A 24,113-nucleotide genomic window follows, 5' to 3' on the forward strand; every position below is an offset into this window, starting at 1 on the left:
GCTGCGGGCCATGGACTCGATCGAATTGGCGTTCGCCGGCGCTGCCGAGCATGGGCGGATGCTGGCTGCCGGCGAGGTCACCGCGCCCGCACTCACCGACCTCTACCTGGAGCGGATCGCCCGGCTGGATCCGGAGTTGCGCGCGTACCGGGTGGTGTTTGTCGATTCGGCGCGTGCCGAGGCGCGTGCCGCGCAGGAGCGCCTCGACGCCGGTGAGCGGTTACCGCTGCTGGGGGTTCCGATCGCCATCAAGGACGACGTCGACGTCGCCGGTGCCACCACCACCTACGGCAGCACCGCGCACGGCTCGGCGGTCACCAAGGACGCCGAGGTGGTGCGCCTGCTGCGGGAAGCTGGGGCGGTGATCCTGGGCAAAACCGCGGTGCCGGAGATGATGATCTGGCCGTTCACCGAATCTGTCAGCTTCGGCGCCACCCACAATCCGTGGGATATCGCCCGCACGCCCGGTGGGAGCAGCGGCGGTAGCGCTGCCGCGGTGGCCGCTGGGTTGGCCTCGCTGGCGCTGGGTTCCGACGGCGCGGGGTCGATCCGGATCCCGGCAACGTGGTGCGGTCTGTTCGGGATCAAGCCGCAGCGCGGTCGGGTTCCGTTGGCTCCGCATGACGACGCCTGGTGCGGGATGTCGGTCAACGGACCGCTGACCCATACCGTCGAAGATGCCGCGCTGTTTTTGGATGTGACGGCCGATAAGACGATGCCAGGCCCCGACGGGGGCTTTGTCGGGGCGGTCTCGCGGCCGCCGAACAGGTTGCGAATTGCGTTGAGCACCAAGGTCCCTCCACCGTTGACGGCCTACCGTGACGCTGAGCAACGCGCTGCGGTGCATCAGGCCGGCGCGGTGCTGCGCGAACTCGGCCATGACGTTGTCGTCCGTGATTTCGACTATCCGCTGACCGCCGTCTACGGCCACGTCCTGCCGCGCTACTTCCGCGGTATCTACGACGATGTGCGGGCGCTGCCACACCCGGAGCGCCTCGATTCGCGCACCCGCGGGATGGCCAGGATCGGCAGGATGTTCTCCGATCGTCGGATCGCCAAGATCCGGGATGCCGAGGCTGATATCGCCGCGCGGATGGGAGCCATCTACGCCGACGTCGACGTGGTGATCACCCCTGGCACGGCGACCGGACCGTCGCGGGTCGGTGCCTATCGCAAACGCGGGGCCATCGCGACGCTCGCGCTCATCGCCGCAAGGGTGCCCTATCAGGCCATTTTCAATGCGACGGGCCAGCCGGCCGCGGTCGTGCCGTGGGGTCTCGACCGCCACGGCTTGCCGCTGTCCATTCAACTTGTCGGGCGGCCCTTCGACGAGGCCACCCTGCTATCGCTGTGCGCCGAGATCGAAGCCGACCACCCGTGGGCGCATCGGCGCCCGGCGGTCAGCTGAGCTGCCAGAATGTCCACGTGGGGATCTTCGGAAGTTCGGATAGCAATAGCGGCGATGACGGCGGCCTGCGCCGTCGTGTCGAGGAGTTGGAGCGTCGCGTAGCGGCACTGGAATGGGCCGCCCGTAGTGCGGGTCAGTCCGGGGCGCCGGTGGCGACACACAATGAGTCAGGCGTCAGCGCCGACGTGGCGCAGCTCGCGTTGCGGGGCGAAAAGATCCAGGCGATCAAGCTGTTGCGCGATCAGACCGGCCTGGGTCTGCGGGAGGCGAAAGAGATCGTCGACCGGCTCTAAGTGCCGATCTCCTGCCACGCTGCCAGCTTGGCTGCGAATGACATGGTGTGCGCAGGGCTGGTCGACGGCAATCGGTACCTCACGGGGCCGACATCGCCAACCAGCCGGCGGTAATTGGTCTCCGCCGCCGCGCCGTTGAAATACACCCGCTCGATACCAGGCCAGCGCTCAAACAGCCCGGCAAAAGCGTTGGCCACCATACTGTCTGGTTCCACCGCCGAATCCAGGCTGCCCACTCGACGGCAGGAGGCGAGCACGTCCCACACTGCGACACCGTGCGCGATCAACGCCGACACCCGCTCGCCGTATGGCGCATCGGGGGAGAAGTCGAACAGCTCACCGGCAATCCGCCAGAACGCGTTACGCGGATTGCCGTAGTACTGCTGTCCGGCCAGCGACAGCACGCTGGGCATATTGCCAAGGATCAACACCGAAGGGCTGCCACCGACGATCGGTGGCAGCCCCGTCAGCTGCGGTGAGCGCGTCATCAACTCACATGATGCACCTCTTGTTGGCCGTACACCGGTGTCGGGATGCCCTCATGTCGTGCCTTGAGCTGCAGCGCCAGATACAGCGAATAGTGCCGCGACTGGTGCAGGTTGCCACCGTGGAACCACAGATTCTCCTGCTGGGTGGGCTTCCACATATTGCGCTGCTCGCCTTCCCACGGGCCGGGATCCTTGGCCGTATCGGAGCCCAGGCCCCACACCTTGCCGACCTTATCGGCGATCTCCTGACCCATCAGGTCGGCGGCCCAGCCGTTCATCGAGCCGTATCCGGTCGCGTAGACCACCACATCAGCAGGCAGTACGGTGCCGTCGGCCAGTACCACCGAATCCTCGGTGAGCTGCGAGACCTGACCGTGGGCCAACTTGATTTTGCCGTCGGCCACCAGATCGCAGGCACCGACGTCGATGTAGTAGCCCGACCCGCGGCGCAGGTACTTCATGAACAGCCCCGAATTATCGTCGCCCCAATCCAATTCGAAGCCGGCCGCTTCCAACCGCGCGTAGTACTCCTTATCGCGTTCGCGGATCGCGTCGTAAATCGGGATCTGGAATTCGTGCATGATCCGGTACGGCAGTGAGGCGAACGTCAGGTCTGCCTTTTCCGTCGTCATCCCCGCAGCCACTGCGCGCTCCGAATACAGATCGCCCAACCCCAGATCCATCAACGAATCTGATTTGACGATATGCGTCGACGAGCGCTGCACCATCGTCACGTCAACGCCATTCTCGTACAGCGCCTTACAGATATCGTGGGCGGAGTTGTTCGAGCCGATCACCACCGCACGCTTGCCCGTGTACTGATCGGGGCCCGGATGTGCGCTGGAATGGTGCTGATCACCGCGGAAGATGTCCTGGCCGGGCAAGGTTGGCACACTGGGCTTTCCGGACATGCCGGTGGCTAGTACCAGCTGCGTCGGATGCAGCGTCAGTCGCTCACCGTCGCGGTCGAGTTCGACCGTCCACTGCTTGGCCTCCGCGTCAAACACAGCGGACAGGCACGTCGTCTTCGACCAGTACGGCACCTCCATCACCCGGGTGTAGAACTCCAGCCAGTCGCCGATCTTGTCCTTCGGCGCGAACACCGGCCAGTTCTGCGGGAACGGCAGATACGGCAGGTGGTCGTACCAGACCGGGTCATGCAGGCACAGCGACTTGTACCGCTTGCGCCATTGGTCACCGGGCCGCTCGTAGCGGTCGACGACGATCGCGGGCACCCCGAGTTGGCGCAGCCGGGCGCCCAGGGCGATGCCGCCCTGTCCGCCTCCGATGACCAGTGCGTACGGCTGAGTCGTGTACCCCAGAGCGGCGTCTTCGGCGGCCTTCTTCTCCGCCCACGACCGCGGGTCGGGGTCGCTGCCGTGCACCGCGCCCATCACCCGGGTCGCACCCTTGCGCTCCTCGTGGCCCTTGAGTTCCTGCATGGCGGTCAGCAGGGTCCAGCACTGATCGTCTTTGAGACGGAGATGGCCGGTACCGCGTCCGGTGGCCGTTTCGAACTCGATGAACGCCGAGGTGACACCGCCATCTTCGGTGGCAGGTTCCCTGGTCCGGAACCCCGAGGGGTCGGTGTCCGCCAGCCGGCTCTCCAGCATGTCGGCAACGCCTTCGCGGCCCTCGACGGTCTTGATGTTCCAGGTGAAGGAGACGAGGTCGCGCCAGAAGCTATCGGTAGCGAACTTCGCGACGACGCGATCGATATCGCGGGCGGCAAGCGCGGCCTCGAAATCGGCCAGCCAGGTGTCCATCCGTTCCTGCGGTGAGACGGCCGCCGTGGACTCGGCGGTGGGTTCCAAGGTTTGTGTCATGTGCCCCAGGTCACACCCTGATAGCCTCTCGGCGCAAGAGTTGCACCCGGTTGCAGCGGCAACGTGCACCGAGGGCGCAACCCCCTGCAACTCTTTCGGTTGTGGTCGCGGTCACATAGACATGCCCCATGAGAGCAGCTGTGTACTACGGACCGAACAAGCTCGAAGTCGCCGACGTGCCCGAACCCTCGCCGGGGCCGGGCACGGTGAAGGTCAAGGTCGCATTCAACGGAATCTGCGGCACCGACCTGCACGAGTACTACGCGGGACCGATCTTCTTCCCCACCGAACCGCACCCACTGACGCATGCGCAGATCCCGCTGGTGATGGGCCACGAGTTCTCCGGCGTCATCACCGATATCGGCTCTGGCGTGACCGGCTGGGCCGAAGGGGATCGGGTCGCCATCGAACCGATCTACAAATGCGGGCACTGTCCAGCGTGTCAGGCCGGTAATTACAACATCTGCGCGCAGATCGGCTTTCACGGTCTGATGTCCGACGGCGGGATGGCCGAGTACACCGTCGTCCCGACGAGCATGTTGCACAAACTGCCCGATAACGTCTCGATGAAACTCGGGGCCCTGGTTGAGCCGATGTCGGTGGCCTATCACGCGGCCACCCTCGGCGACACCAAACCTGGCGACACCGCGATGGTCTTCGGGGCCGGTCCGATCGGCATCGGACTGTGGTTTGCCCTGCGCGGTAAGGGTATTGAGGATGCCTTCGTCGTCGAGCCATCGGCCACCCGGCGAGCCTCGATCGAGGCGCTCGGGGCGCGCACCCTGGACCCGCTCGCGCTGGATGTGCCTGCGTTCATCGCCGACCACACCGCAGGACGCAAGGCCGACGCCGTGTTCGACGCGGCCGGGGTCACTCCGGCTGTGGAGACGGCGCTGGCCTGCGTGGGCGCGCGGCGTCCGATGGTCAGTGTGGCCATTTACGAAAAGCCGCTGACCACTCCGCTTCTCAATCTGGTGATGAACGAATCCCGCATCCAGGGTTCACTCTGTTACACCTCGGCTGACTTCCAGGCAGTCATCGCGCTGATGGCCAAGGATGCCTACGACACCACCGGCTGGGTGGAATCGATCGCCATCGACGACGTCATCGACGAAGGCTTCGAGGCGCTGCATGCCGGCGCCAAGATGAAAGTCCTCGTCGACCCCACGATCTAGAAGGAAGCAATCATGACAGGATCACTCACCGGAAAAGTCGCGCTCGTCACCGGAGGCGGGCGGGGGATCGGCCGCGGTATCGCGCTGCGGTTGGCCCGTGACGGTGCCGATATCGCCCTGGTCGATGTGCGGCCAGACGGGATCGACTCCGTAGCCGCCGAGATCGCCGAAATCGGTTCGAAAACTACCACTTTCGTAGCCGATGTCGGTGACCGTGCGCAAGTCTTCGCCGCCGTCGACCATGCGGCGTCGGCGCTGGGCGGCTTTGACATCATGGTCAACAACGCGGGTATCGCATTGGTGGGCCCCATCGCCGATGTGACACCGGCGGAGATCGCGAAGATCTGGTCGATCAACGTCGACGGCGTGCTGTGGGGTATTCAGGCTGCCGTCGCGAAGCTGAAAGAACTCGGGCGGCCGGGCAAAATCATTAATGCCTCGTCCATCGCCGGTCACGACGGGTTCGCCATGCTCGGTGTGTACAGCGCCACGAAATTCTCGGTGCGGGCGTTGACCCAGGCCGCGGCCAAGGAGCATGCCGCCGACGGAATCACCGTCAACGCGTACTGCCCCGGCGTGGTCGGTACCGATATGTGGGTGGAGATCGACAAGCGGTTCGCCGAACTCACCGGCGCCGCAGAAGGCGAAACCTACGACAAGTTCGTCGGTGGTATCGCGCTCGGTCGTGCGGAGACGCCCGATGACGTCGCCGGTTTCGTGTCCTACCTGGCTGGGCCGGATGCCGATTACATGACCGGCCAGGCCGGTCTGATCGACGGCGGGCTGGTGTACCGCTGACGGCGCTGACCGATCGGACAGTAGCGCCGCCCTGTGACGGGGAGCACAATCGACAGTGATGCCCAGCATGTCCGCAAGCCTGTCCGCACCCGAGCCGTCGGTGGCTGTCGGCGAGGACCCGCGTAGCTATGCGCGGTTGATGTCGGCTGTCTACGACGCCACCATGGCCGGTGACCGCGCCCCGGCGCGGCCCCGTTCGGTGATCGGCGACTCCTGGCAACGCATGATGGCCAAGGGCGTCGACCCCGACGGTCTGCGCGCGCCGGTCGTCGAGGCCGGCTCGATCGATATGCTCCGGCGCTCGTCGGGTTTGATGTCGGTGCTCGACGATGTCTCCCGCGGACTGGAATCCCTTGTCGCCGAAGGCGATAACATCCTGGTGGTGGCCGATGCCCGGGGCCGGGTGCTATGGCGCTCCGGATCGCCGACGGTGCTGGCCAACGCAGACCGGCTCGGCTTCATCGAAGGTGCCAACTGGGGTGAGGGCGCGGTTGGGACCAACGCCATCGGTACCGCGCTGGTTTCCAACCGAGCCGTTCAGGTGTTCTCCGCGGAACATTTCATGCGCAGCCACCATTCCTGGACCTGCGCGGGCGCTCCCATCAAGGACCCGCGCACCGGGCAGGTCATCGGCGTCGTCGATGTCTCTGGACCGGCAGCGACCGTGCACCCGACCACGGTCGCCCTGGTCGACGTAGTGGCCCGGCTGGCCGAATCCCATCTTCGTGAACAGCACGATCGCGTCCTGAACCGGCTCCGCATGGTGGCCGCGCCCATCCTGGCACGGATCGGAAAACCGGCGTTGGCTGTCGACCAGGACGGCTGGGTGGCCGCAGTCGATTCGTTGCCGCTGCACAATCGCATCCTGCTGCCGGAACAGATCGCCCCCGGCCGGGCGTGGATCCCGCCGCTGGGGATGTGCGAGGTGGAACTGCTCCCCGGCGGCTGGCTGGTCCGGCTTGCCGATGAGACCGACACGGCCGCGATATCGCAGGTGACGCTCGATCTGCGGCACCCCAGCGGACCGGCGCTGGAGATGGTCGGGCAGTTCGGCTGCTGGCGCCACGCTATTACCTTGCGCCACGCCGAGATCCTGCTGATCCTGGCCTTGTTTCCCGAGGGTCGCTCCGCGCCGGAGCTGGCCGACGACCTTTACGGCGATCGCTCGCGGGTGGTGACAGTCCGTGCCGAGATGTCGCGGCTGCGAAAGCAGTTCGCCGGACTCGTGCAAGGCCGGCCATACCGGTTCCCTGAGGCCGCGGCCGTGGCTGTGTGTTATCCCCGCGAGATGAGCGCGCTGCTGCCGTCGTCGATCGCGCCGGCTGTCCGTGCCGCCCGCAACGTGGCGTCGGATCCGCGGTAGCTTGACTCGGTGACCGCCGATTTCGATGTAGAGAAGTCAGGGCTTCTCGACGGACTCGAAGGTGACGCTCGTGCCGAACGAGCGGAACTGATCCCATGGCTGCTTGAACGCGGGATTACCGTCGAGCAGATCCGCAACGCATTCGCGCCGATGCTGATGGCATCGCGGCGGGTCATCGGTGACGACGGCGCCTATGTGTCCACCCGGGAGCTCAGCGAGAAGACGGGGATGGATCTGGAGTTGACCGCGCGGGTGCTGCGCGCTGCCGGACTGCCAAGGGTCGACGACCCCGATGCCGCCGTGCACCTGCGGGCCGACGGCGAGGCCGCCACCTATATCCAGAAGTTCATCGATCTCGGGATGGACCCCGAGCAACTCGTGCAGGTCACCCGGGTACTCGCCGAAGGGCTGTCGCATGCCGCCGAGGTGATGCGCTCCACCGCGTTGGCTGCGGTATTACGCCCTGGGGCAACGGAAGTCGAGATCGCCGAGGGCTCAGAGGCGTTGGTCAGTCAGGTCGCCCCGCTGCTGGGACCGATGATTCAGGACATGCTGATGCTCCAGCTTCGCCACGCGATGGACACCGAAGCCGTCAGTGCATCCGAACGTGCGGCGGGAGCGCCGCTGCCCGGTGCGCGTCAGATCGCTGTCGCGTTCGCCGATCTCGTCGATTTCACCCGACTCGGGGAAGCTGTCGAACCCGAAGAGCTGGAAAGGCTTTCGCGACGGCTGGCGGAAATCGCCCGTGACGTCGCGGTGCCACCGGTGCGGTTCATCAAGACCATCGGCGATGCCGTCATGCTGGTGTGCCCGAATCCGACGGCGCTCCTGGAAGCCATGCTGGCCCTGGCGGCAGCTGCCGACGCGGACGAGGCCGTCCCGATGCTGCGGGTCGGTATCGCCTTCGGGGAGGCGGTCAGCCGGGCCGGCGACTGGTTCGGCAGTCCGGTCAACCTGGCAAGTCGGGTAACCGGGGCCGCCCGGCCAGGGTCGGTACTGGTGGCGGAGTCGGCACGCAACGCCATCGGCGACGCCGACGGTATCGCGTGGTCATTCGCCGGCGCCCGCAAGCTCAAGGGCATCGGTGGGGAAGTCAAACTGTTCCGGGCCCGCAGAGCCGGTTAATCGCGGAATTCGCTTGCCAGCGTCCGTTTGTCGACCTTCTCGCCGGCCAACGTCGGGAGCGCCTCGGCGCGGATCTCCCAGCGAGTGGGGATGGCGAAATACGACAGCACACCGCTGCAGTGCTCGGTCAGCTCGGCCACCGTCGGTGGTTGCGCCTCGGCCTGATGCACGACCACCGCGGCCAACTCCTCGCCGAGATCGGCGTGAGCAAGCCCCAACGCGGCGACTTCGACGACACGAGGATGCGATGCGATCGCGGCCTCGACGTGTGGGCAGGCGATGTTCTCGCCGCCGCGGATGACGACATCCTTACTGCGCCCGTCGATGAACAGGCAACCGTCCTCGGAGAGGTGGCCGAGATCGCCGGTGTGCAGCCACCCCTCGGCATCGACGGTGTCATCGCCGAGGGCGCCTACGTAACCGTTCATCACGGTGGGGGAGCGGGCCAGCACCTCGCCGATACCGTCGCTATCGGTTGCGGCGATGCGGATTTCGACGACGGGGTACGGGCGGCCCACGGTGCCAGGGTGCAGGCTCAGGTCGCTGGCATCGGCGACAGTCAGGAAACCGCCCGCCTCGGTCATGCCCCAGGTGTTGCTCAGTCCGCGGTCCCGCAGGCGTGGCAGCTTCGTCCTGATCCGGTCGAGCAGGGCCGGGGTGACGGGCGCTCCGCCCAGCGGCCAGGATTTCAGGCTCGACAAGTCGAACTTCTCGAAGTCGGGGTGCTCGAGGATACGAATCGCCATGGTGGGCACCGCACCCCAGATCTGGATGCCTTCACGCTCGATCAACCCCATGATCTGCACCGGGTCGAAGCGGCCTTCGCTGATCACGATCTTCCCACCGGTGAGGAAATGTGTCAGCAGGCTTGAGAGTCCACCGATATGGAACATCGGCGTGGTCGCCAGGCTGATCACCTGCCTGGCGTCGGGGCCGAGAGCGGGTGGTAGGCGACCGGTGCGTTGCAGGATGTTGTGCTGGTTGTACAACACCGAGCGGCGCGACAGTTCAACGGCTTTCGGCATACCGGAACTACCGGAGGTGAACAGGATCAGGGCCGGTTCGTCGACACCGCTGGTAGGGGCGGGCGATAGTGTGTCGGGACCGGATTCGAACGCCAAGCGCAGATCGGCCAGTGCACTGCACGGGATGTCAACGGGCACAACCGTATCGGTGAGGACGTGTCGAGGCGCGAGAAGTCTGACGGCGTGCTCGATCTCGGCCGGGCTCCACCACCGGTTGGCCAGGACGGGGACCGCTCCGGCCAACCACAGTGCCCACAACGCGACGACCCATTCGGGACTGTTGTAGCCGAACACCATCACCCGATCACCGACACCGATTCCGAGACCCTGCAGGTGCGCCCTGGCCGCCTGGGCTGCGGCCCGGAATTCGGCGAAGCTGATGCGGCGCTCGCCGTGCACGAGGAACGTCCGGTCAGTCCATCCGGTGGTGACCGCGAGGAGGTCGTCGAACGTCGACGGCCCCTCGGTGTAGAGCAGGCCATCGTGGCCCGCGTAGGAGCCCCGCTTGACGGACGGGCCCCACATCACGCGTGATGCGTTGGGTACTGAATACCCTCAGAAGGTTGCACGATGACGAAACCGTCTCCGTAGAAGGAGACTTGGAGTGCTTCGCCCGACCCACGACCGATCAGTGCGCCGGCCTTGAAACTGGTCTTCAGCTGCGTCTGCAGGTTCGCCGACCAGGCCACCACGGCGTTGGTATCGGCGAAGGTGGGCGCTTCGGCGGCGTTGAGCACCACCGGCGGTCCATCGGTGGTCAGCGCCACCCAGCCGCTCCCGCGAAGGGTGGTGTTGAACAGCCCGCCGGTGGCCATGCTGCCGCCCTTGACCCGCTCGATGTTCCAGTCCAGGCTCGACGAGAACGCCAGCACGTTCTTCCCGCTGATCGACAGGCCCGTGTTGGTCAGGTTCAACAAGTGCACGTCATGGGCCTGTTCGGCGAGGAACACGTCGCCTTGCCCTTGGCAGCGCATCAGCGGCAACCCCTCACCGGTCAGTGCCTTCTTGAGGAACTTGCCCGCGCCGCCGCCCTCGAAGGAGAAGTCCACATTGCCCTGGTAGGCAACCATCGAGCCCTGCCGTGCCATGAACGGTTCGCCGAGGCGCACCCGCAGTAACTTCGCGTTCTGGTTGGCGATCGGCTTGGCTTCTTTTTCGCTGAACCGACCGTCGACCAGATCACCGGTGATCCCGGCGAACCCGTCGCCGACCGTGGCGGCCTGCCGCGGTGCCGCGCTCTGCTGGGGTATGTAGGGCTCCGGTGTCGACGCCTGCGGGGTCTGCACCGCCGCCGGGCTCTCTGCCACCGGCGCGCCGCCGAGCGGTGATCGGCCCAGCTTGCCCTGATGGGACACCTGATCAGTCCAGCTCTGGCCATCCCACCAGCGGTACTCGTAGCGGCCTTCGGGATCGGGCTGCCAGCTACCAGGTCCAGTTCCAGTCACGTTGGCTCCTCTGCCGTGGGTGGTCATTGCCCATCATGCTCGAAGGCAGCATCCTTGAGATATGTCGGGGAAAGAAATCGACCGCCAGCGGGCGCAGAGCGCACTGGCCGTCATCAAGCAGCATCCAGGGATGGCCCTGTTCATTGCGTCGCCGGCCCTGATCGCCCTCGGTGCCGTGTGGTGGCTGGCCGGGTCCGGGTGGGCGGCGATTCTGCTCGTTGTCATCCTCGTCGGCGGTGGCGCGGCACTGCTGCTCAAGCGCTGACCTCGCGTTACTCAGTCATGGTTCTGCCCGGGGTGAACGCCGCCCTACCAGCGTTGTAACGGTGTAATCATGTAATCATGAGACACCAACACCATGATCGACATGGAAAACGAGAGCAACCGGACGCTTCCGATGCCGCCGAGTGGTTCGCCGGCCGACTGCCGGAGGCCTGGTTCGACGGCGACCCGATCGTCGTCATCGACCGCGAAGAAATCACCGTCATCGGCCGACTGCCCGAACCGACCACCGAAGGGACCGAAGCCAGGGTCTCCGGGCGGGTCTCGCGCTTCCGCGAGGAGACCCGATCCGAGCGCATGCATATCGCCGACGAGGCGCAGGACAAGTTCGGCCGCAAGGTCTCCTGGGGTCTGGAAGTCGGGTCCGAAAAAGGAACAGAGCGGATCCTGTTCACCCATATCGCCGTTCCGGTGATGACCCGGCTCAAACAGCCCGAACGCCAGGTGCTCGACACTCTGGTCGACGCGGGAGTGGCCCGGTCGCGTTCGGAGGCGCTGGCCTGGTCGGTCAAACTCGTCGGCGAGCACGCCGAGGAATGGCTGGACAAGCTGCGCAATGCGATGTCAGAAGTGGACGAGCTGAAGACGCAAGGCCCGCAGCTCTAGGGATTTGGGCGCGCAAACCCGCGCTGACGGGCGTTGTCAAGCTGCGTGGAGTCGGTCGGGATTGTTTTCGGCGGGGAGGTTGATGCCGACGATGGGGCTGGGCTGTGTTGTGGATGGGCGGTTGCGGAATCGTTCTGGGTGGGCGTCGTAGTAGGCCTGTAGGGCGTGGTCGCGGCAATTCCAGTGCCGCGTCCAGGTGCCGTTGTGGACCTCGTCGGGAGTGAACAGTGCGATGCCAGTGTGGCGGTGATGCTGGTTGTACCAGGACACATAGGCGTCCACCCACTGCCGGGCGGTTTCGAGGTCGTCGAAGACGCCCGGGTAGTTGGGCCGGTATTTCATCGTGCGGAATTCCGATTCGGAGAACGGATTGTCATTGCTGACCCGCGGCCGGTTGTGCGTCTGGCCGACGCCCTGATCGGCCAGCAGGTCCTTGAGGAGTGTCGAGCGCATCGCGGGTCCGGAATCGGCGTGCACCACCGTGGGCAGTCCGTGGTCGGTGAACGCGGTCTCGAACATGTCCACGGCGAGGTCGTCGCACTCGCGTTCCTCGACCCGCCAGCCCACGATCTTGCGGGAGTAGATGTCGATGACCGAGTACGCCTTGAACGCCACCCCGCGCCACGGGGTGCGTAGATCGGTGATGTCCCAACTCCAGATCTGTTGCGGTCCCGTTGCTTTGAGCACCGGCGCGACCCGCGGCGTCTGGTTCGTCGCCCGGGTCGGTGCGATCGGCCGCACACTTTGATCGGTGATGGCTGCGGCGATGCGCCACCACGACCGCCGCGAGGCCAGCATCGTGCCGGCATCCCAGGTCGAGGCGAACGCCTGGTCCACCGAGGTGCCCGCGAGCCAGCCGGCGATGATCTCGTCGCGGATCGCGGTGCGGTCGGCCTCACCGATACGCGACGGGTAGGCCCGGTCCCGGTGCGGCAACGGGTCGGGCACCGGGGTGCGCGGATGCGATCGGTAATGCCACGTCGAACGTGACAGATCGATCATCGCCAGCGCCCGGCGCTGCGATCCGATCGCCGCGGTCAGCTCGGCGACGAGTCCGTTCTCGGCGTCGAGGAAGCACCGAGATCGTGGATCGTCGGGGTCACGTCGGGCTCGTGCACGTTCATCTCGTGCAAGAGCCCGATAGCTTTTCCCAACGCCTCGTTGGTCACCTCGAGCTCGCGCACCCGTGCCTGCAGCCGGACCAGTTCGATCTCGTCGCGATCGTGCTTGTCCGCCTCCGCCTTGGCCAACGCCCTGCGTTTCGCTGGGGGAACTGTCATGGCTCCACCTTCTCGCGGAATCAGTCCCCGGTCGAGGTCACCGTCGAACAACGCCGACTGCCACCGCCGGAACTGGCGGTTCGACACCCCCACAGCAGCAAGGAACGGCCCCTTCTGCCCACGACCCAACAGCTGGTAGTCCACGACAAGCTCACGAATCTCGGTGGGGGTGAACCCCGGACTGATCGACATAACCCAACCTCTTCACACTGGCTGCAACTGACTCACAACCAGCCTGGCAAAGAGGGTCACCGCGGCTTTGCGCGCCCAAATCGCAACTAGGCCTGCGTCATCGACCAGTAGGCACCCCGACGGGCCAGCAGCTCGTCGTGGGTGCCCTGCTCGACGATCCGGCCGGCGTCCATCACCAGAATCAGATCGGCATCGCGGATCGTCGAAAGGCGGTGCGCGATGATGAAACTCGTCCGATCGCGCCGGAGTTCACCCATCGCCTGCTGAATCAGTAGCTCGGTCCTGGTATCCACCGAACTCGTCGCCTCGTCGAGGATGAGCAGATGCGGCTGAGCCAGGAAGGCCCGCGCGATGGTGACCAACTGCTTTTCGCCCGCGCTGATATTGCCGCCGTCATCGCTGATCCGGGTGTCGTAGCCGTCGGGCAGCATGTGCACAAACCTATCCACGTACGCCGCCTTGGCCGCTTCGACCACCTCGGCCTCTTCTGCGTCGGGCCTGCCGTAGGCGATGTTCTCGCGAATGGTCCCGCCGAACAGCCAGGTGTCCTGCAGCACCATGCCGATCCGCGACCGCAGCGAATGCCGGGACACCGTCGCGGTGTCGACGCCGTCGATCAGGATCCGCCCGGAGTCCACGTCATAGAACCGCATCAACAGATTGACCAGCGTGGTTTTACCGACCCCGGTCGGGCCGACGATTGCGGTGGTGCTCCCGGGTGGGGCCACCAGCGACAGATCCGCGATGACCGGCGTGCCCTCGACGTAGCTGAAGTTGACGTGCTCGAACTCCACCCGCGGTGCCGAACCTCCGACCGCGGGCAACACCGCGTCCCGGTCGGGCGACTGCTCGGGCTCGTCGAGGAAGTCGAACACCCGCTCCGCGCTGGCGACCCCGGATTGCAAGGTGTTGTACATCGCGGCGACCTGGGTCAGCGGCTGGTTGAACTGACGCACGTACTGGATGAACGCCTGGATGCTGCCGAGCGTGATCTGTCCGGTCGCCACCTGCAGACCACCGACGACGGCGACGGCGACGTAGCTCAGGTTGCCGATGAAGTTCGTTGCGGGGGAGACCAATCCGGAGAAAAACTGCGCACCGAAGCTGGCGTGGAAGACATCGTCGTTGTATTCGCTGAACTGTTCGCGGGCGCCCGCGCGATGGCCGAACGTCTTGACGACGGTGAACCCGCTGTAGGTCTCCTCGATATGCGCGTTGAGCCGTCCGGTGTTGCGCCACTGCGCAACGAACATCTTCTGGGAGCGTTTGGTGATCGCCCTGGTCGCCCACAGCGATAACGGCACCGTCACCACCGTGATCAACGTCAGCAGCGGTGAGATGGTCAGCATCATCACCAATACCGCGAGCACGGTCAGGATCGACGTCAGCAGCTGGCTGATGGTGACCGACACCGACGTCTGAATATTGTCGATATCGTTGGTGACGCGGCTGAGTAGTTCGCCGCGCTGCCGGGCGTCGAAGTGGGACAACGGTAGTCGGTGGACTTTGTCTTCGACGTCGGACCGCAGCGCCACCATCGTGCGTTGCACGGTGACGTTGAGAAGTCGGGCCTGCATCCAGACCAGCAGGGCGGCAACCAGATACAGGGCAAGGGCGAGAGCCAGGGTGCGACCCACCGCGGCAAAGTCCACCCCTTGGCCGGGTACGACGTTCATTCCCGAGAGCAGGTCGGCGAACGTGTTGTCGCCACGGGCCCTGGCCGCCGCGATCGCCTGTTCTTTGGTCAGGCCCGCGGGAAGTTGGCGCCCGATCACCCCGTTGAACAACAGGTCGGTGGCATGCCCAAGGATCCGGGGCCCGATCACCCCGATCGCAATACCGAAGACCGAGAGCACGATGACGGCGCTCGCCATCCCGCGCTGGGGGATCAGCCTTTTGACGAGCCGGGTCGCGGTCGCGGTGAAATCGCGGGAGCGTTCGGCAGGCGCCTGCTGCATGCGCAGCGCACCGCGCATCGGTCCGCTCATCGCCCCGCACCCAGCGATTGCGAGTCCGCGAACTGCGCGTACGTCGGGCAGTCGAGCAGTAAGGTCTCGTGCGTCCCGGTCCCGACCACCCGGCCGTCGTCGATCACGATGACCTGATCGGCGGCCACCACGGTCGAGATGCGCTGCGAGACAATGATGACGGTGGACGCGGCGGCGATCTCGCGCAGTTGCGCTCGTACCAGCGCGTCGGTGTGGACGTCGAGTGCGGAGAATGCGTCGTCGAAAAGGTAGATCTGCGGCCGACGGATGACAGCCCGCGCGATAGCCAGTCGTTGGCGCTGGCCCCCGGAGAAATTGATACCGCCCTGCGCGACGCGCATCGCCAGGCCGTCGGCGTGGGCAGCGACGAAGCGCTCGGCGCATGCCACCCGCAACGCCTCCCACATTTCGTCATCGGTCGCGTCAGCCTTGCCGTACCGCAAATTGTCGGCAATGGTGCCGGAGAAGAGATATCCGCGTTGCGGCACCAGGCCCACCGAGGACCACAACCGTTCGGTCAGGTAGTCCCGGACATCGATATCGTCGAGGAAAATCGCGCCGGAACTCACATCGTAGAGTCGGCAGATCAGCGATACCAACGTCGATTTACCGGACCCCGTGCTGCCCACCACTGCGGTGGTGGTGCCTGGTCGGGCCGTGAACGAAATATCCTGTAACACCGGCCGTTCCGCCCCGGGATAGCTGAAAGTCGCGCCAGCCAGCCGCACTTCGCCCGTGGTGCCCCCGGCGGGTTCTTTGGCGAGCACCGGATTGCTGATCGCCGGCGTCGTCGATAACACCTCGGTGATCCGCTCGGCACAGACCGATGCCCGCGGCAACATCGCCAGGAAGACGGTCGACATCAACACAGCCATCAGGATCTGCATGAAGTAGGCGAGGAACGCGATCAGCGAACCGACCTGCATCTGCCCGGCGTCGATGCGCAGCCCGCCGAACCAGATCAGCGCGACGCTGGAGAGGTTGATGGTCAGGGTGGTCACGGGCAGCATCAACGCCTGCCAGCGCCCCGCAGCCAGGGCGGTGTCGGCCAATGCCTGGTTGGCGACGCCGAAGCGCTCCCGTTCGAAGGGTTCGCGAGCGAAGGCCCGGATGACGCGGATACCCGAAAGCTGTTCGCGCATCACCCGGTTGATGCCGTCGATCAGCCGCTGCATACTGCGGAAGATCGGCAGCATGTGCCGGATGATCCAGTAGTTCCCCAACCCCAGCACGGGCACGCTGACCAGCAGCAACCAGGACAGGCCGGCGTCTTGATGGATCGCCATGATGACCCCGCCGATACACATGATCGGGGCGGTGACCAAGACGGTGAACGTCATCTGCACCAGCACTTGGATCTGCTGGACGTCGTTGGTGGTGCGGGTGAGCAGCGACGGCGCGCCGAAGCGGGCGGTCTCGTGCTCGGAGAACGTGGTGACGTGGAGAAACATCGACGCGCGCAGGTCACGGCCGAAACTCATGCCCGCCCGCGACCCGAAGTAGACGGCACCGACCGCGCACACCACCTGCAGTGCGGTCACCGCGAGCATCGTCGCGCCCAGGTGGATGATCCGGTCGGTATCGCCTTGCGCGACGCCGTCGTCGATGATGGCGGCGTTGATGGTCGGGAGATACAGCGACGCCAGTGTGCTGATCAGCTGGAGCACCATCACCACCGCCACCAACCGCCGGTACGGCCGCACGTACTGTCGCAGCAGTGCCAGGAGCATCTGGCTACTGTCGCATACGGCCCTAGCCTGCGCTTGTGCCGGCCAACATCAATAAACTTCGCAGCTGACACGACAAAAGACCTGGTCAATAGGCGTGTCGGTGGTTCCTCGTCAGCGCTGCCGCTACAGTGCAGTTTGTGAGCGGCATCGGGAATAAGGAGTGCGCGAACCTGTGAAACGCTTTCCAGTGGCGCTGGCCGTCGCAGTCGTGGCGGCGGTACCCCTCTTCGCCGGCTGCTCCACCGACAACCCCAACCAGCCCCAGCCGGGCCCGTCCAGCCCTGGGCCTGCGCCCAGTGCCAAGCACGGCCCGATCTTTCCGGAGTGCGGCGGTATCACCGATCAGACGGTCGGGCAGCTGACTCAGGTCGCCGGGCTGGTCAACACCGCGAAGAACTCCGTCGGCTGCCAGTGGCTGGCCGGCGGAGGCATCATCGGGCCGCACTTCTCGTTCACCTGGTTCCGGGGCAGCCCCATCGGGCGTGAGCGCAAAACCGAGGAGTTGTCGCGCACCAGCGTCGACAACATCACCATCGACGGCCACGACGGGTTCGTGGCCATCGGCAGCGATCCGATGGCCGGGGACAACCTGTGCGAGATCGGCATCCAATTCGGGGACGATTTCATCGAATGGTCGGTGAGTTTCGCTGCCCAGCCCTACCCCGCTCCGTGTGATGTGGCCAAGGAACTGGCCAGTCAATCGATTGCGAATGCGAAATGAGTCGGCCGGTGCGTCAAAATCTGCTCATCGGCGCGGCCGTCGCCATCTCGGCGCTCAGCCTGGTGACGGGCTGCGCGCGATCGGTGGACGGTACGGCGGTCAAGGCCGGTGCCGGCCCGCGCAACAACGACTCCCAGCAGAACTACCCGAACCTGCTCAAGGAATGCGATGTCCTGACCACGGACATCCTGGCCAAGACTGTCGGCGCCGATCCGGCCGATATTCAGAGCACGTTCGTGGGGGCGGTGTGCCGTTGGCAGGCAGCCAACCCGGCCGGGCTGGTCGATATCACCCGGTTCTGGTTCGAACAGGGCAGCCTCGATAACGAGCGCACCGTCGCCCAGGCGTTGAACTACAAAATCGAAGACAAGCGCATCGCCGGCGTCGATTCGATCATCATGCGCACCGCCGATCCCAATGGTGCCTGTGGTGTGGCCAGCGATGCGGCCGGCGTGGTCGGCTGGTGGGTCAACCCGCAGGCGCCCGGTATCGATGCGTGCGGGCAGGCCACCAAGCTGATGGAGCTGACGCTCGCAACGAACAGCTAGCCGCCGCTACCTGGGCACGTGAAACGCGACCAGTGCAGCGCTGCCGAGCTGCACCGTGCGCCACGGGCCGCTGATCCGCAGCACCGCCATTGACGACGTCGGGTATTTCGTCGAAATGCGTTCCGCGGCATCAGTATTGGTTCCCTCGGCACCGGCAAGGCCGAGTGCCAGCTGCGACATCGCGGGTTCGTGACCGATCACCAGCAGGGTGCGGACGTCGAATCCGAAGGTGTCCTCGGTGTCGTTGATCTCGTCGATGACAGCGCCGGGCGTCGCGTCGTAGATGCGGTCGACAAAGCGGACCTCGGCATTCAGCCCGGTCCTGGCGAGGGTTTCGCGCGTTCTGGTTGCCGTCGAACACAGCGCGGCCTGCACCCGCGGATCGATCAGTGGGTCGGAACGCAGCCACTCGCCGGCCAGCCCGGCCTCACGTTGTCCCCGCGGCGCCAGCGGCCGGTCATGGTCGACCACCCCGTCCGGGTAGTCCGATTTGGCGTGTCGCAGCAGGATCAACGTGCGTGGTTCGTCGCTCACAGCCACCACGGTAAGCCAGTCGAGCACATACCGGTGCACGTCCCCGGACTTGTCGGCACCCGGTTCTACACTCGCGTTGCCCATTCAGTACAGGCCCATTGACGACGACCAGGACGAGACAGGAGGGACGGCACCGAAATGCGATTTGTCCACACCGCCGATTGGCAGCTCGGGATGACCCGTCACTTCCTCGAGGGTGAAGCCCAGCCCAGATACTCCGCGGCTCGCCGTGATGCGGTGGCCGGGCTCGGCGCCCTCGCCGCGGAAGTCGATGCCGAGTTCGTGGTGGTCTCCGGTGATGTCTTCGAGGACAACCAACTGGCGCCGCGGGTGGTCAGTCAGTCGCTGGAAGCCATGCGCGCCATCGGTATTCCGGTGTATCTGCTGCCTGGTAATCACGACCCTCTGGATGCCGCCTCGGTGTACACCAGTGCACTGTTCACCGCCGAACGTCCCGACAACGTAACCGTGCTGGACCGCGCCGGTATCCACGAGGTGCGTCCGGGTCTGCAGATCGTCGCGGCGCCATGGCGATCCAAGCGGCCGACCACCGATCTGGTCGCCGAGGTGCTGGCAGATCTGCCCGCGGACGGCACCACCCGCATCCTGGTCGCACATGGTGGCGTCGACATCCTCGACCCCGATCCCACACGGCCGTCGCTGATCCGGCTGGCCGCAGTCCGCGCCGCTATCGACAGCGGTGCCATCCACTATGTCGCGTTGGGCGACAAGCACTCCCGGACAGAGGTCGGTGACTCCGGACGGATCTGGTACTCCGGGTCGCCGGAAGTGACCAACTACGACGATATCGAGGCCGATCCCGGGCACGTCCTGATCGTCGATATCGACGAGGCCGATCCGGGCCGGGCAGTGTCGGTGCAGGCGCGGCATATCGGTCGGTGGCGGTTTGCGACGTTGCGTCGCAACGTCGACGACAGCAGGGATATCGCCGATCTCGACCTGAATCTGGACCTGTTGCCCGACAAGGACCGCACGGTGGTGCGGTTGGTGCTGACCGGCACGTTGACGGTCACCGACCGCGCGGCCCTCGATGCGTGTCTGGACAAGTACGCCAGGCTGTTCGCGTGGCTCGGCCTGTGGGAGCGGCATTCCGAGCTTGCAGTGGTACCCGCCGACGGCGAGTTCGCCGAACTCGGCATCGGTGGCTTCGCGGCGTCCGCGGTGGACGAGTTGGTGGCGACTGCCCGTTCGGGCGACAGTGCCGCCCAGGATGCGCAGGGCGCTTTGGCGCTGCTGCTGCGGCTGACGGCCGCAGGAAGTGGAGCGGCATGAGATTGCACCGGCTGGTCTTGACGAATTATCGCGGAATCACCCACCGCGATATCGAATTTCCCGATCACGGTGTCACGGTGGTGTCCGGGTGCAACGAGGTCGGCAAATCGTCGATGATCGAGGCGCTCGATCTGCTCTTGGAGTCCAAGGACCGCTCGACCAAAAAGGACGTCAAACAGGTCAAGCCCACCCATGCCGATGTCGGAGCCGAGGTCACTGCCGAGATCAGCACGGGCGCATACCGTTTCGTCTATCGCAAACGGTTCCACAAGAAGTGCGAGACGGAGCTGACGGTGCTGGCGCCCCGCCGTGAACAGCTGACCGGTGACGAGGCGCATGACCGGGTGCGGACCATGCTGGCCGATACCGTCGACACCGGGCTGTGGCAGGCCCAGCGTGTGCTGCAGGCCACGTCGACAACGGCCGTGCCGTTGGCGGGTTGTGATGCCTTGTCCCGCGCGCTCGATATCGCGGCGGGTGATGCTGCGGCGCTGTCCGGGCTCTCCGGTGCCGAACCGGTGCTGATCGAACGGATCGACGCAGAATACGGCCGCTACTTCACGCCCACCGGCCGACCGACGGGGCAGTGGGCCGCGGCCATCGAGGCGTTGAAAACGGCAGAGGAAGATGTGGCGCAATGCGCTGCCGATGTCGCCGAAGTCGATGACCGGGTGCGCAGGCATGCTGTCGCCACCGCCGAGCTCGCCGAGCTGGACGGTCAGCGCCAGGCCGTGATCGAACGTCATATCGCCGCCAAAGCCAGGGCCGATTCGATTGCGGCACTGGCTGATCAGCGCAATGCGGCGCGCACCGAGGCTGCCGCCGCCGATGCCACCAGCATCGCGGCCGGGGCAGCGCACGGCGAGCGGCAGCGGTTGCGCGCCGACGTCGAAGCCAGGGCCGCCGCTGTCGGTGCTGCCGAGGCCGGTGCGCTGGAGGCCGCCGAATCCGAGGCCACCGGCCGCGCCGTCGTGGTCGCTGCCGAGGCGGCGGTCACCGAGGCGATGGCAGCACTGGATGCGGCCGAAGAACGACTCGACGCGGCGCGACGGGTCGTGACCCAGCTCGCCGAGCGCGACGAGGCGCAACGCCTCCAAGCCCGACTGGGCCGCATCGATACCACGGCGCGTGATCTCGATCGCGTCGCTGCCGAACTCGCTGCAATCACGCTGACGGACAGCATCTTTCGTGGCATCGAGGTCGCTGCCGCAGCCGTTGATGTGGCCAGCGCCCAGGTGGAGCTGACATCGACCACCATAGAGTTCACCGCCGAGGCCGATATCGAGCTGATGGTCGGCGACCGCCGGCTGGCGCTGGCTGCGGGCCAGGTGTACGCGCTCACCCCTGCCGATGCCGTCGCGGTACAGCTCCCAGGTCTGCTGACAGCGCGGGTGCAGCCCGGTGTGACCGCAGCCGACAGTCACGCGAAACTGGCTGCAGCACAAGAGCATCTGCAGGGGCTACTGACGACTGCCGCCGTTGCCGATATCGACCAAGCGCGGCTCGTCGTACAGCACCGTCGCGAGCTGGTGTCGCGCCGGGACCAGTTGAGCGCGACCCTGCTCGGTGTCCGCGGCGATGACGATATCGCGGCACTGAGGACCAGGCTGGCCGCTCTCGTCGCCGACCAACCGGCGGAGCCGGGACTGTGGGATGGCGCGGTGGATGCAGCTGCTGCTCGTACGGCCCTGGACGTGGCGGCTGCCGAAACAAAACAGGCCAAAGCCCAATGCGAGACCCAACGTAAAGTCGCCGCTGCAGCGGCTGCTCAACTCGTCGAACGCACCACCCGCGCAACGATTTCCCGCGAGAAGGCAACCGCAGCGACCGCCGAGCTGGCCGCGGTCACCCAGCGGCTGGTCGACGCCAGGGCGGCAGTCGGCGACGACGAGCTGGCGCTGCGGGCGCAGACCGCCGCCGATACCGCTCGGGTGGCCGGCGACCGCGTTGCCGCGCTATCGGTGGCCCTGGCCCAGGCGGCGCCGGACGTGGTGGCCGCCGAGCTTGTGGCGGCACGTACCGCCGCCGAGGAGCTGGCCCGTAGGCACGACACGGTGGCCATGGTGCTGCGCGACGCTGCCGTCGAGCTCGCCCTGTTCGGCACCGAAGGTCGTACCGGAAAACTCGACGCCGCCCAGATCAAGCGCGAACACGCCGGGGCGGCCCACGCGCGCACCCGCAGCAGGGCCCAGGCCGTACAGCTGCTGCGGACGGTGATGGCACGTCACCGCGATAACACCCGGCTGCGCTACGTCGACCCGTTCCGCACCGAGGTCGAGCGGCTCGGCCGCGCGGTCTTCGGCCCCACCTTCGAGGTCGATGTCGACAGCGATCTGCAAATACAAAGCCGCACCCTGGACGGGCGGACCGTACCGTATGAATCGCTATCCGGTGGTGCCAAAGAACAATTGGGGCTGGTGACTCGGTTGGCCGTCTCCGCGCTGGTCGCCAAGGAGGACACCGTCCCGGTGGTCATCGACGATGCCCTCGGGTTCACCGACCCCGACCGGCTGGTCAAGATGGGTGCGGTATTCGACCTGATGGGTGCTGACGGCCAGGTGATCGTCCTGACATGTACTCCCGAGCGCTACAGCGGTGTCCGTGACGCGCACCGCATCGAATTGAGCGCATAGCGCCGCCACGCGGATCGGTGATTAGGGCGCGGAAACCCGCGCTCACCGCGGGTTTCCGCGCCCAAATCACTCGTCAGAAGTAGGCGTTGGCGGGCAGGGCGGTGCCATGGAGCAGGTTCTCGCCGATCGCCCGGGCCTTGTAGGCCACCGGGTTGTGCAGCGTGATGGTGCGGACGTTGCGCCAGTGCCGGTCCAGGTTGCGCTCGCGACTGCTGGCACTGGCGCCACCGAGTTCCAGCAGCCTGGTGGCGGCATCCGGGGCGACAGCGTCCAGATGCACCTTGACCTCGGCCACCTTGATCTGCGCCTCTTCGGCCAGTCGGGCGTCGGGGATACCGTCGCGTTCGGAGTCGGTGGCCGCACCAATGGCCTCGGCGGCATCGAGGACGGCCACCCTGGCGATGTAGGCGGTGCTGGCCAGCTCGCCGAGCAGCTTCTGGTGGAACGGGTCGTCCACTGGGCTCTCGGTCAGGGCGTGGCTGAAGCTGCGGGTGCGGGAACGCAGCAGTGCGATCCCGTCGTCGACCACCGATGCGAGTACGCCCGCCACCACGGCGTGGATATAGAGCTGCAATGACGCGTACTGAACGGTCGGTGACGGCTGCGCATCGTAGGGGGAATCGGCGAGCACTTCGTCAACAGACACCGCGACGTCGGTGAACACGGTGGTCCCGGTCCCCGTGCGGCGCTGACCGAAGCCGTCCCAGTCGTCGACGATCCGCACACCGGCCCGCGTGGCTGGGATGAGCACCGAGGCAACCGAATCGTGATCGGTGGTGGCGGCCACCGTGAGGTAGTCGGAGAACAGGGTGCCGGTGCTGTAGAACTTTTCGCCATCCAACCGGTAGCCGCCGCCATCTGCGGGCAGCAGTCGCGTGTTGAACACCAGACTGCCCACCGCCAGCGCACCCTTCTCGCTGAATGCGTTGGCGAACAGCTTTCCGGCCGTCACCTCACCCAACCACCGTCGGGAAGCCTCATCGGATGGGTTGGCGCCCAAGGCGCGAAGACGCTCCTCGACGAACCAAAAGTGCGCCCGGAAGATATGGGCCACAATGGGATCCGCGCGGGCAACATCGATCACTGTCGAAAATAGCTGGCGCACCGAGAATCCGGGGCCGCCGAGCTCTGCCGGCAACCGCAAGGTGCCGAATCCGGCCTGTTTGAGTGCGTTGACCTGATCAAACGGATTCTCGTCGTTGCGGTCGCGGTCTCGAGCGCCAGCAGCGATATCGGCGAGTAGGGAATCGAACGCTTCGGTGCCAGGTAGCCGGAGCTCGACGGCAGTTGCTTGGGTCATGACTTCGTTGTACCGACGGCCCCCTGGCGAAACACTGCTTTGGATCAGGCCGAACCTAAG

22 protein-coding genes are annotated in these 24,113 nt (G+C 65.9%); 12 read left to right on the forward strand and 10 right to left on the reverse strand.

What is annotated here, in order from left to right:
* Positions 1-10: 10 nt before the first annotated feature.
* Positions 11-1,408, forward strand: coding sequence for an amidase (locus ADBZ9O_RS10945; protein ID WP_526531053.1), 1,398 nt, complete (start codon positions 11-13; stop codon positions 1,406-1,408).
* Positions 1,409-1,425: 17 nt separating this feature from the next.
* Complete coding sequence (locus ADBZ9O_RS10950; RefSeq protein ID WP_526531055.1) at positions 1,426-1,701, forward strand: ribosomal protein L7/L12; 276 nt, start codon at positions 1,426-1,428, stop codon at positions 1,699-1,701.
* Here the strand turns inward: ADBZ9O_RS10950 and ADBZ9O_RS10955 are convergent.
* Complete coding sequence (locus ADBZ9O_RS10955) at positions 1,698-2,189, reverse strand: DNA-deoxyinosine glycosylase (protein ID WP_526531057.1); 492 nt, start codon at positions 2,187-2,189, stop codon at positions 1,698-1,700. The genes ADBZ9O_RS10950 and ADBZ9O_RS10955 overlap by 4 nt on opposite strands.
* Positions 2,189-4,015 (reverse strand): NAD(P)-binding domain-containing protein, encoded by a 1,827-nt coding sequence (locus ADBZ9O_RS10960; protein WP_526531059.1) that lies wholly within the window; start codon positions 4,013-4,015, stop codon positions 2,189-2,191. Before ADBZ9O_RS10960 ends, ADBZ9O_RS10955 begins: the two co-directional genes overlap by 1 nt.
* Positions 4,016-4,143: 128 nt before the next feature.
* On the opposite strand from ADBZ9O_RS10960, the gene ADBZ9O_RS10965 reads away from it, so the two are divergent.
* Genes ADBZ9O_RS10965 through ADBZ9O_RS10980 form a run of 4 tightly spaced genes read left to right on the forward strand, consistent with a single transcriptional unit; the run spans position 4,144 to position 8,476 of the window.
* Positions 4,144-5,190 (forward strand): 2,3-butanediol dehydrogenase, encoded by a 1,047-nt coding sequence (locus tag ADBZ9O_RS10965; RefSeq protein WP_526531061.1) that lies wholly within the window; start codon positions 4,144-4,146, stop codon positions 5,188-5,190.
* A gap of 12 nt (positions 5,191-5,202) precedes the next feature.
* Complete coding sequence (locus ADBZ9O_RS10970) at positions 5,203-5,988, forward strand: acetoin reductase (protein WP_526531063.1); 786 nt, start codon at positions 5,203-5,205, stop codon at positions 5,986-5,988.
* Between the two features lie 58 nt (positions 5,989-6,046).
* Positions 6,047-7,351: a GAF domain-containing protein gene (locus ADBZ9O_RS10975; protein WP_526531065.1), complete on the forward strand. Its 1,305-nt coding sequence runs from the start codon at positions 6,047-6,049 to the stop codon at positions 7,349-7,351.
* Between the two features lie 9 nt (positions 7,352-7,360).
* A complete protein-coding gene (locus tag ADBZ9O_RS10980; protein WP_526531067.1) occupies positions 7,361-8,476 on the forward strand; it encodes an adenylate/guanylate cyclase domain-containing protein in 1,116 nt (371 codons plus the stop codon).
* On the opposite strand, the gene ADBZ9O_RS10985 is transcribed toward ADBZ9O_RS10980, so the two are convergent.
* Complete coding sequence (locus tag ADBZ9O_RS10985; protein WP_526531069.1) at positions 8,473-10,026, reverse strand: class I adenylate-forming enzyme family protein; 1,554 nt, start codon at positions 10,024-10,026, stop codon at positions 8,473-8,475. The two genes, ADBZ9O_RS10980 and ADBZ9O_RS10985, sit on opposite strands and share 4 nt — an antisense overlap.
* Positions 10,026-10,973, reverse strand: coding sequence for an AIM24 family protein (locus ADBZ9O_RS10990; RefSeq protein ID WP_526531071.1), 948 nt, complete (start codon positions 10,971-10,973; stop codon positions 10,026-10,028). The genes ADBZ9O_RS10985 and ADBZ9O_RS10990 overlap by 1 nt, the downstream gene beginning before the upstream one ends.
* A 34-nt stretch (positions 10,974-11,007) precedes the next feature.
* Between ADBZ9O_RS10990 and ADBZ9O_RS10995 the strand changes: the two genes are divergently transcribed.
* Both ADBZ9O_RS10995 and abmR read left to right on the forward strand, forming a co-directional pair.
* On the forward strand, positions 11,008-11,211 hold the full coding sequence (locus ADBZ9O_RS10995; protein ID WP_526531073.1) for a hypothetical protein: 204 nt from the start codon (positions 11,008-11,010) through the stop codon (positions 11,209-11,211).
* A 77-nt stretch (positions 11,212-11,288) separates the two neighbouring features.
* A complete protein-coding gene (gene abmR / locus ADBZ9O_RS11000; RefSeq protein ID WP_526531075.1) occupies positions 11,289-11,834 on the forward strand; it encodes an ATP-binding transcription factor AbmR in 546 nt (181 codons plus the stop codon).
* Positions 11,835-11,870: 36 nt separating this feature from the next.
* Here the strand turns inward: abmR and ADBZ9O_RS11005 are convergent, their stop codons facing one another.
* The 4 genes from ADBZ9O_RS11005 to ADBZ9O_RS11020 form a co-directional block, all read right to left on the reverse strand.
* Entirely contained in the window at positions 11,871-12,836 is a 966-nt protein-coding gene (locus tag ADBZ9O_RS11005; protein WP_526524875.1) for a DDE-type integrase/transposase/recombinase, read from the reverse strand.
* Between the two features lie 35 nt (positions 12,837-12,871).
* Positions 12,872-13,306, reverse strand: coding sequence for a hypothetical protein (locus tag ADBZ9O_RS11010; RefSeq protein ID WP_526528211.1), 435 nt, complete (start codon positions 13,304-13,306; stop codon positions 12,872-12,874).
* Between the two features lie 86 nt (positions 13,307-13,392).
* Complete coding sequence (locus tag ADBZ9O_RS11015; protein WP_526531077.1) at positions 13,393-15,294, reverse strand: ABC transporter ATP-binding protein; 1,902 nt, start codon at positions 15,292-15,294, stop codon at positions 13,393-13,395.
* Positions 15,291-17,024 (reverse strand): ABC transporter ATP-binding protein, encoded by a 1,734-nt coding sequence (locus ADBZ9O_RS11020; RefSeq protein WP_526531079.1) that lies wholly within the window; start codon positions 17,022-17,024, stop codon positions 15,291-15,293. Before ADBZ9O_RS11020 ends, ADBZ9O_RS11015 begins: the two co-directional genes overlap by 4 nt.
* A 160-nt stretch (positions 17,025-17,184) precedes the next feature.
* Here ADBZ9O_RS11020 and ADBZ9O_RS11025 point away from each other — a divergent pair, with 160 nt between their 5' ends.
* Together ADBZ9O_RS11025 and ADBZ9O_RS11030 are read left to right on the forward strand one after the other, a co-directional pair.
* Complete coding sequence (locus tag ADBZ9O_RS11025) at positions 17,185-17,745, forward strand: DUF3558 family protein (protein WP_526531081.1); 561 nt, start codon at positions 17,185-17,187, stop codon at positions 17,743-17,745.
* An 8-nt stretch (positions 17,746-17,753) separates the two neighbouring features.
* The gene (locus ADBZ9O_RS11030; protein WP_526531083.1) at positions 17,754-18,293 is read left to right on the forward strand and encodes a DUF3558 family protein; all 540 of its coding nucleotides are present in this window, start codon (positions 17,754-17,756) and stop codon (positions 18,291-18,293) included.
* Positions 18,294-18,299: 6 nt separating this feature from the next.
* On the opposite strand, the gene ADBZ9O_RS11035 is transcribed toward ADBZ9O_RS11030, so the two are convergent.
* The gene (locus ADBZ9O_RS11035; RefSeq protein WP_526531085.1) at positions 18,300-18,827 is read right to left on the reverse strand and encodes a SixA phosphatase family protein; all 528 of its coding nucleotides are present in this window, start codon (positions 18,825-18,827) and stop codon (positions 18,300-18,302) included.
* Between the two features lie 138 nt (positions 18,828-18,965).
* On the opposite strand from ADBZ9O_RS11035, the gene ADBZ9O_RS11040 reads away from it, so the two are divergent.
* Together ADBZ9O_RS11040 and ADBZ9O_RS11045 are read left to right on the forward strand one after the other, a co-directional pair.
* A complete protein-coding gene (locus ADBZ9O_RS11040) occupies positions 18,966-20,120 on the forward strand; it encodes a metallophosphoesterase family protein (RefSeq protein WP_526531087.1) in 1,155 nt (384 codons plus the stop codon).
* Positions 20,117-22,753 carry an AAA family ATPase gene (locus tag ADBZ9O_RS11045; RefSeq protein ID WP_526531089.1) on the forward strand — a complete coding sequence of 879 codons (2,637 nt, stop codon included), beginning with the start codon at positions 20,117-20,119 and terminating at the stop codon, positions 22,751-22,753. Before ADBZ9O_RS11040 ends, ADBZ9O_RS11045 begins: the two co-directional genes overlap by 4 nt.
* 73 nt (positions 22,754-22,826) lie before the next feature.
* Here ADBZ9O_RS11045 and ADBZ9O_RS11050 read toward each other — a convergent pair whose 3' ends face one another.
* Positions 22,827-24,053 carry an acyl-CoA dehydrogenase family protein gene (locus tag ADBZ9O_RS11050; protein WP_526531091.1) on the reverse strand — a complete coding sequence of 409 codons (1,227 nt, stop codon included), beginning with the start codon at positions 24,051-24,053 and terminating at the stop codon, positions 22,827-22,829.
* Between the last annotated feature and the right edge of the window lie 60 nt (positions 24,054-24,113).

This window comes from Mycobacterium sp. (assembly GCF_965229105.1).
Lineage (GTDB): Bacteria > Actinomycetota > Actinomycetes > Mycobacteriales > Mycobacteriaceae > Mycobacterium.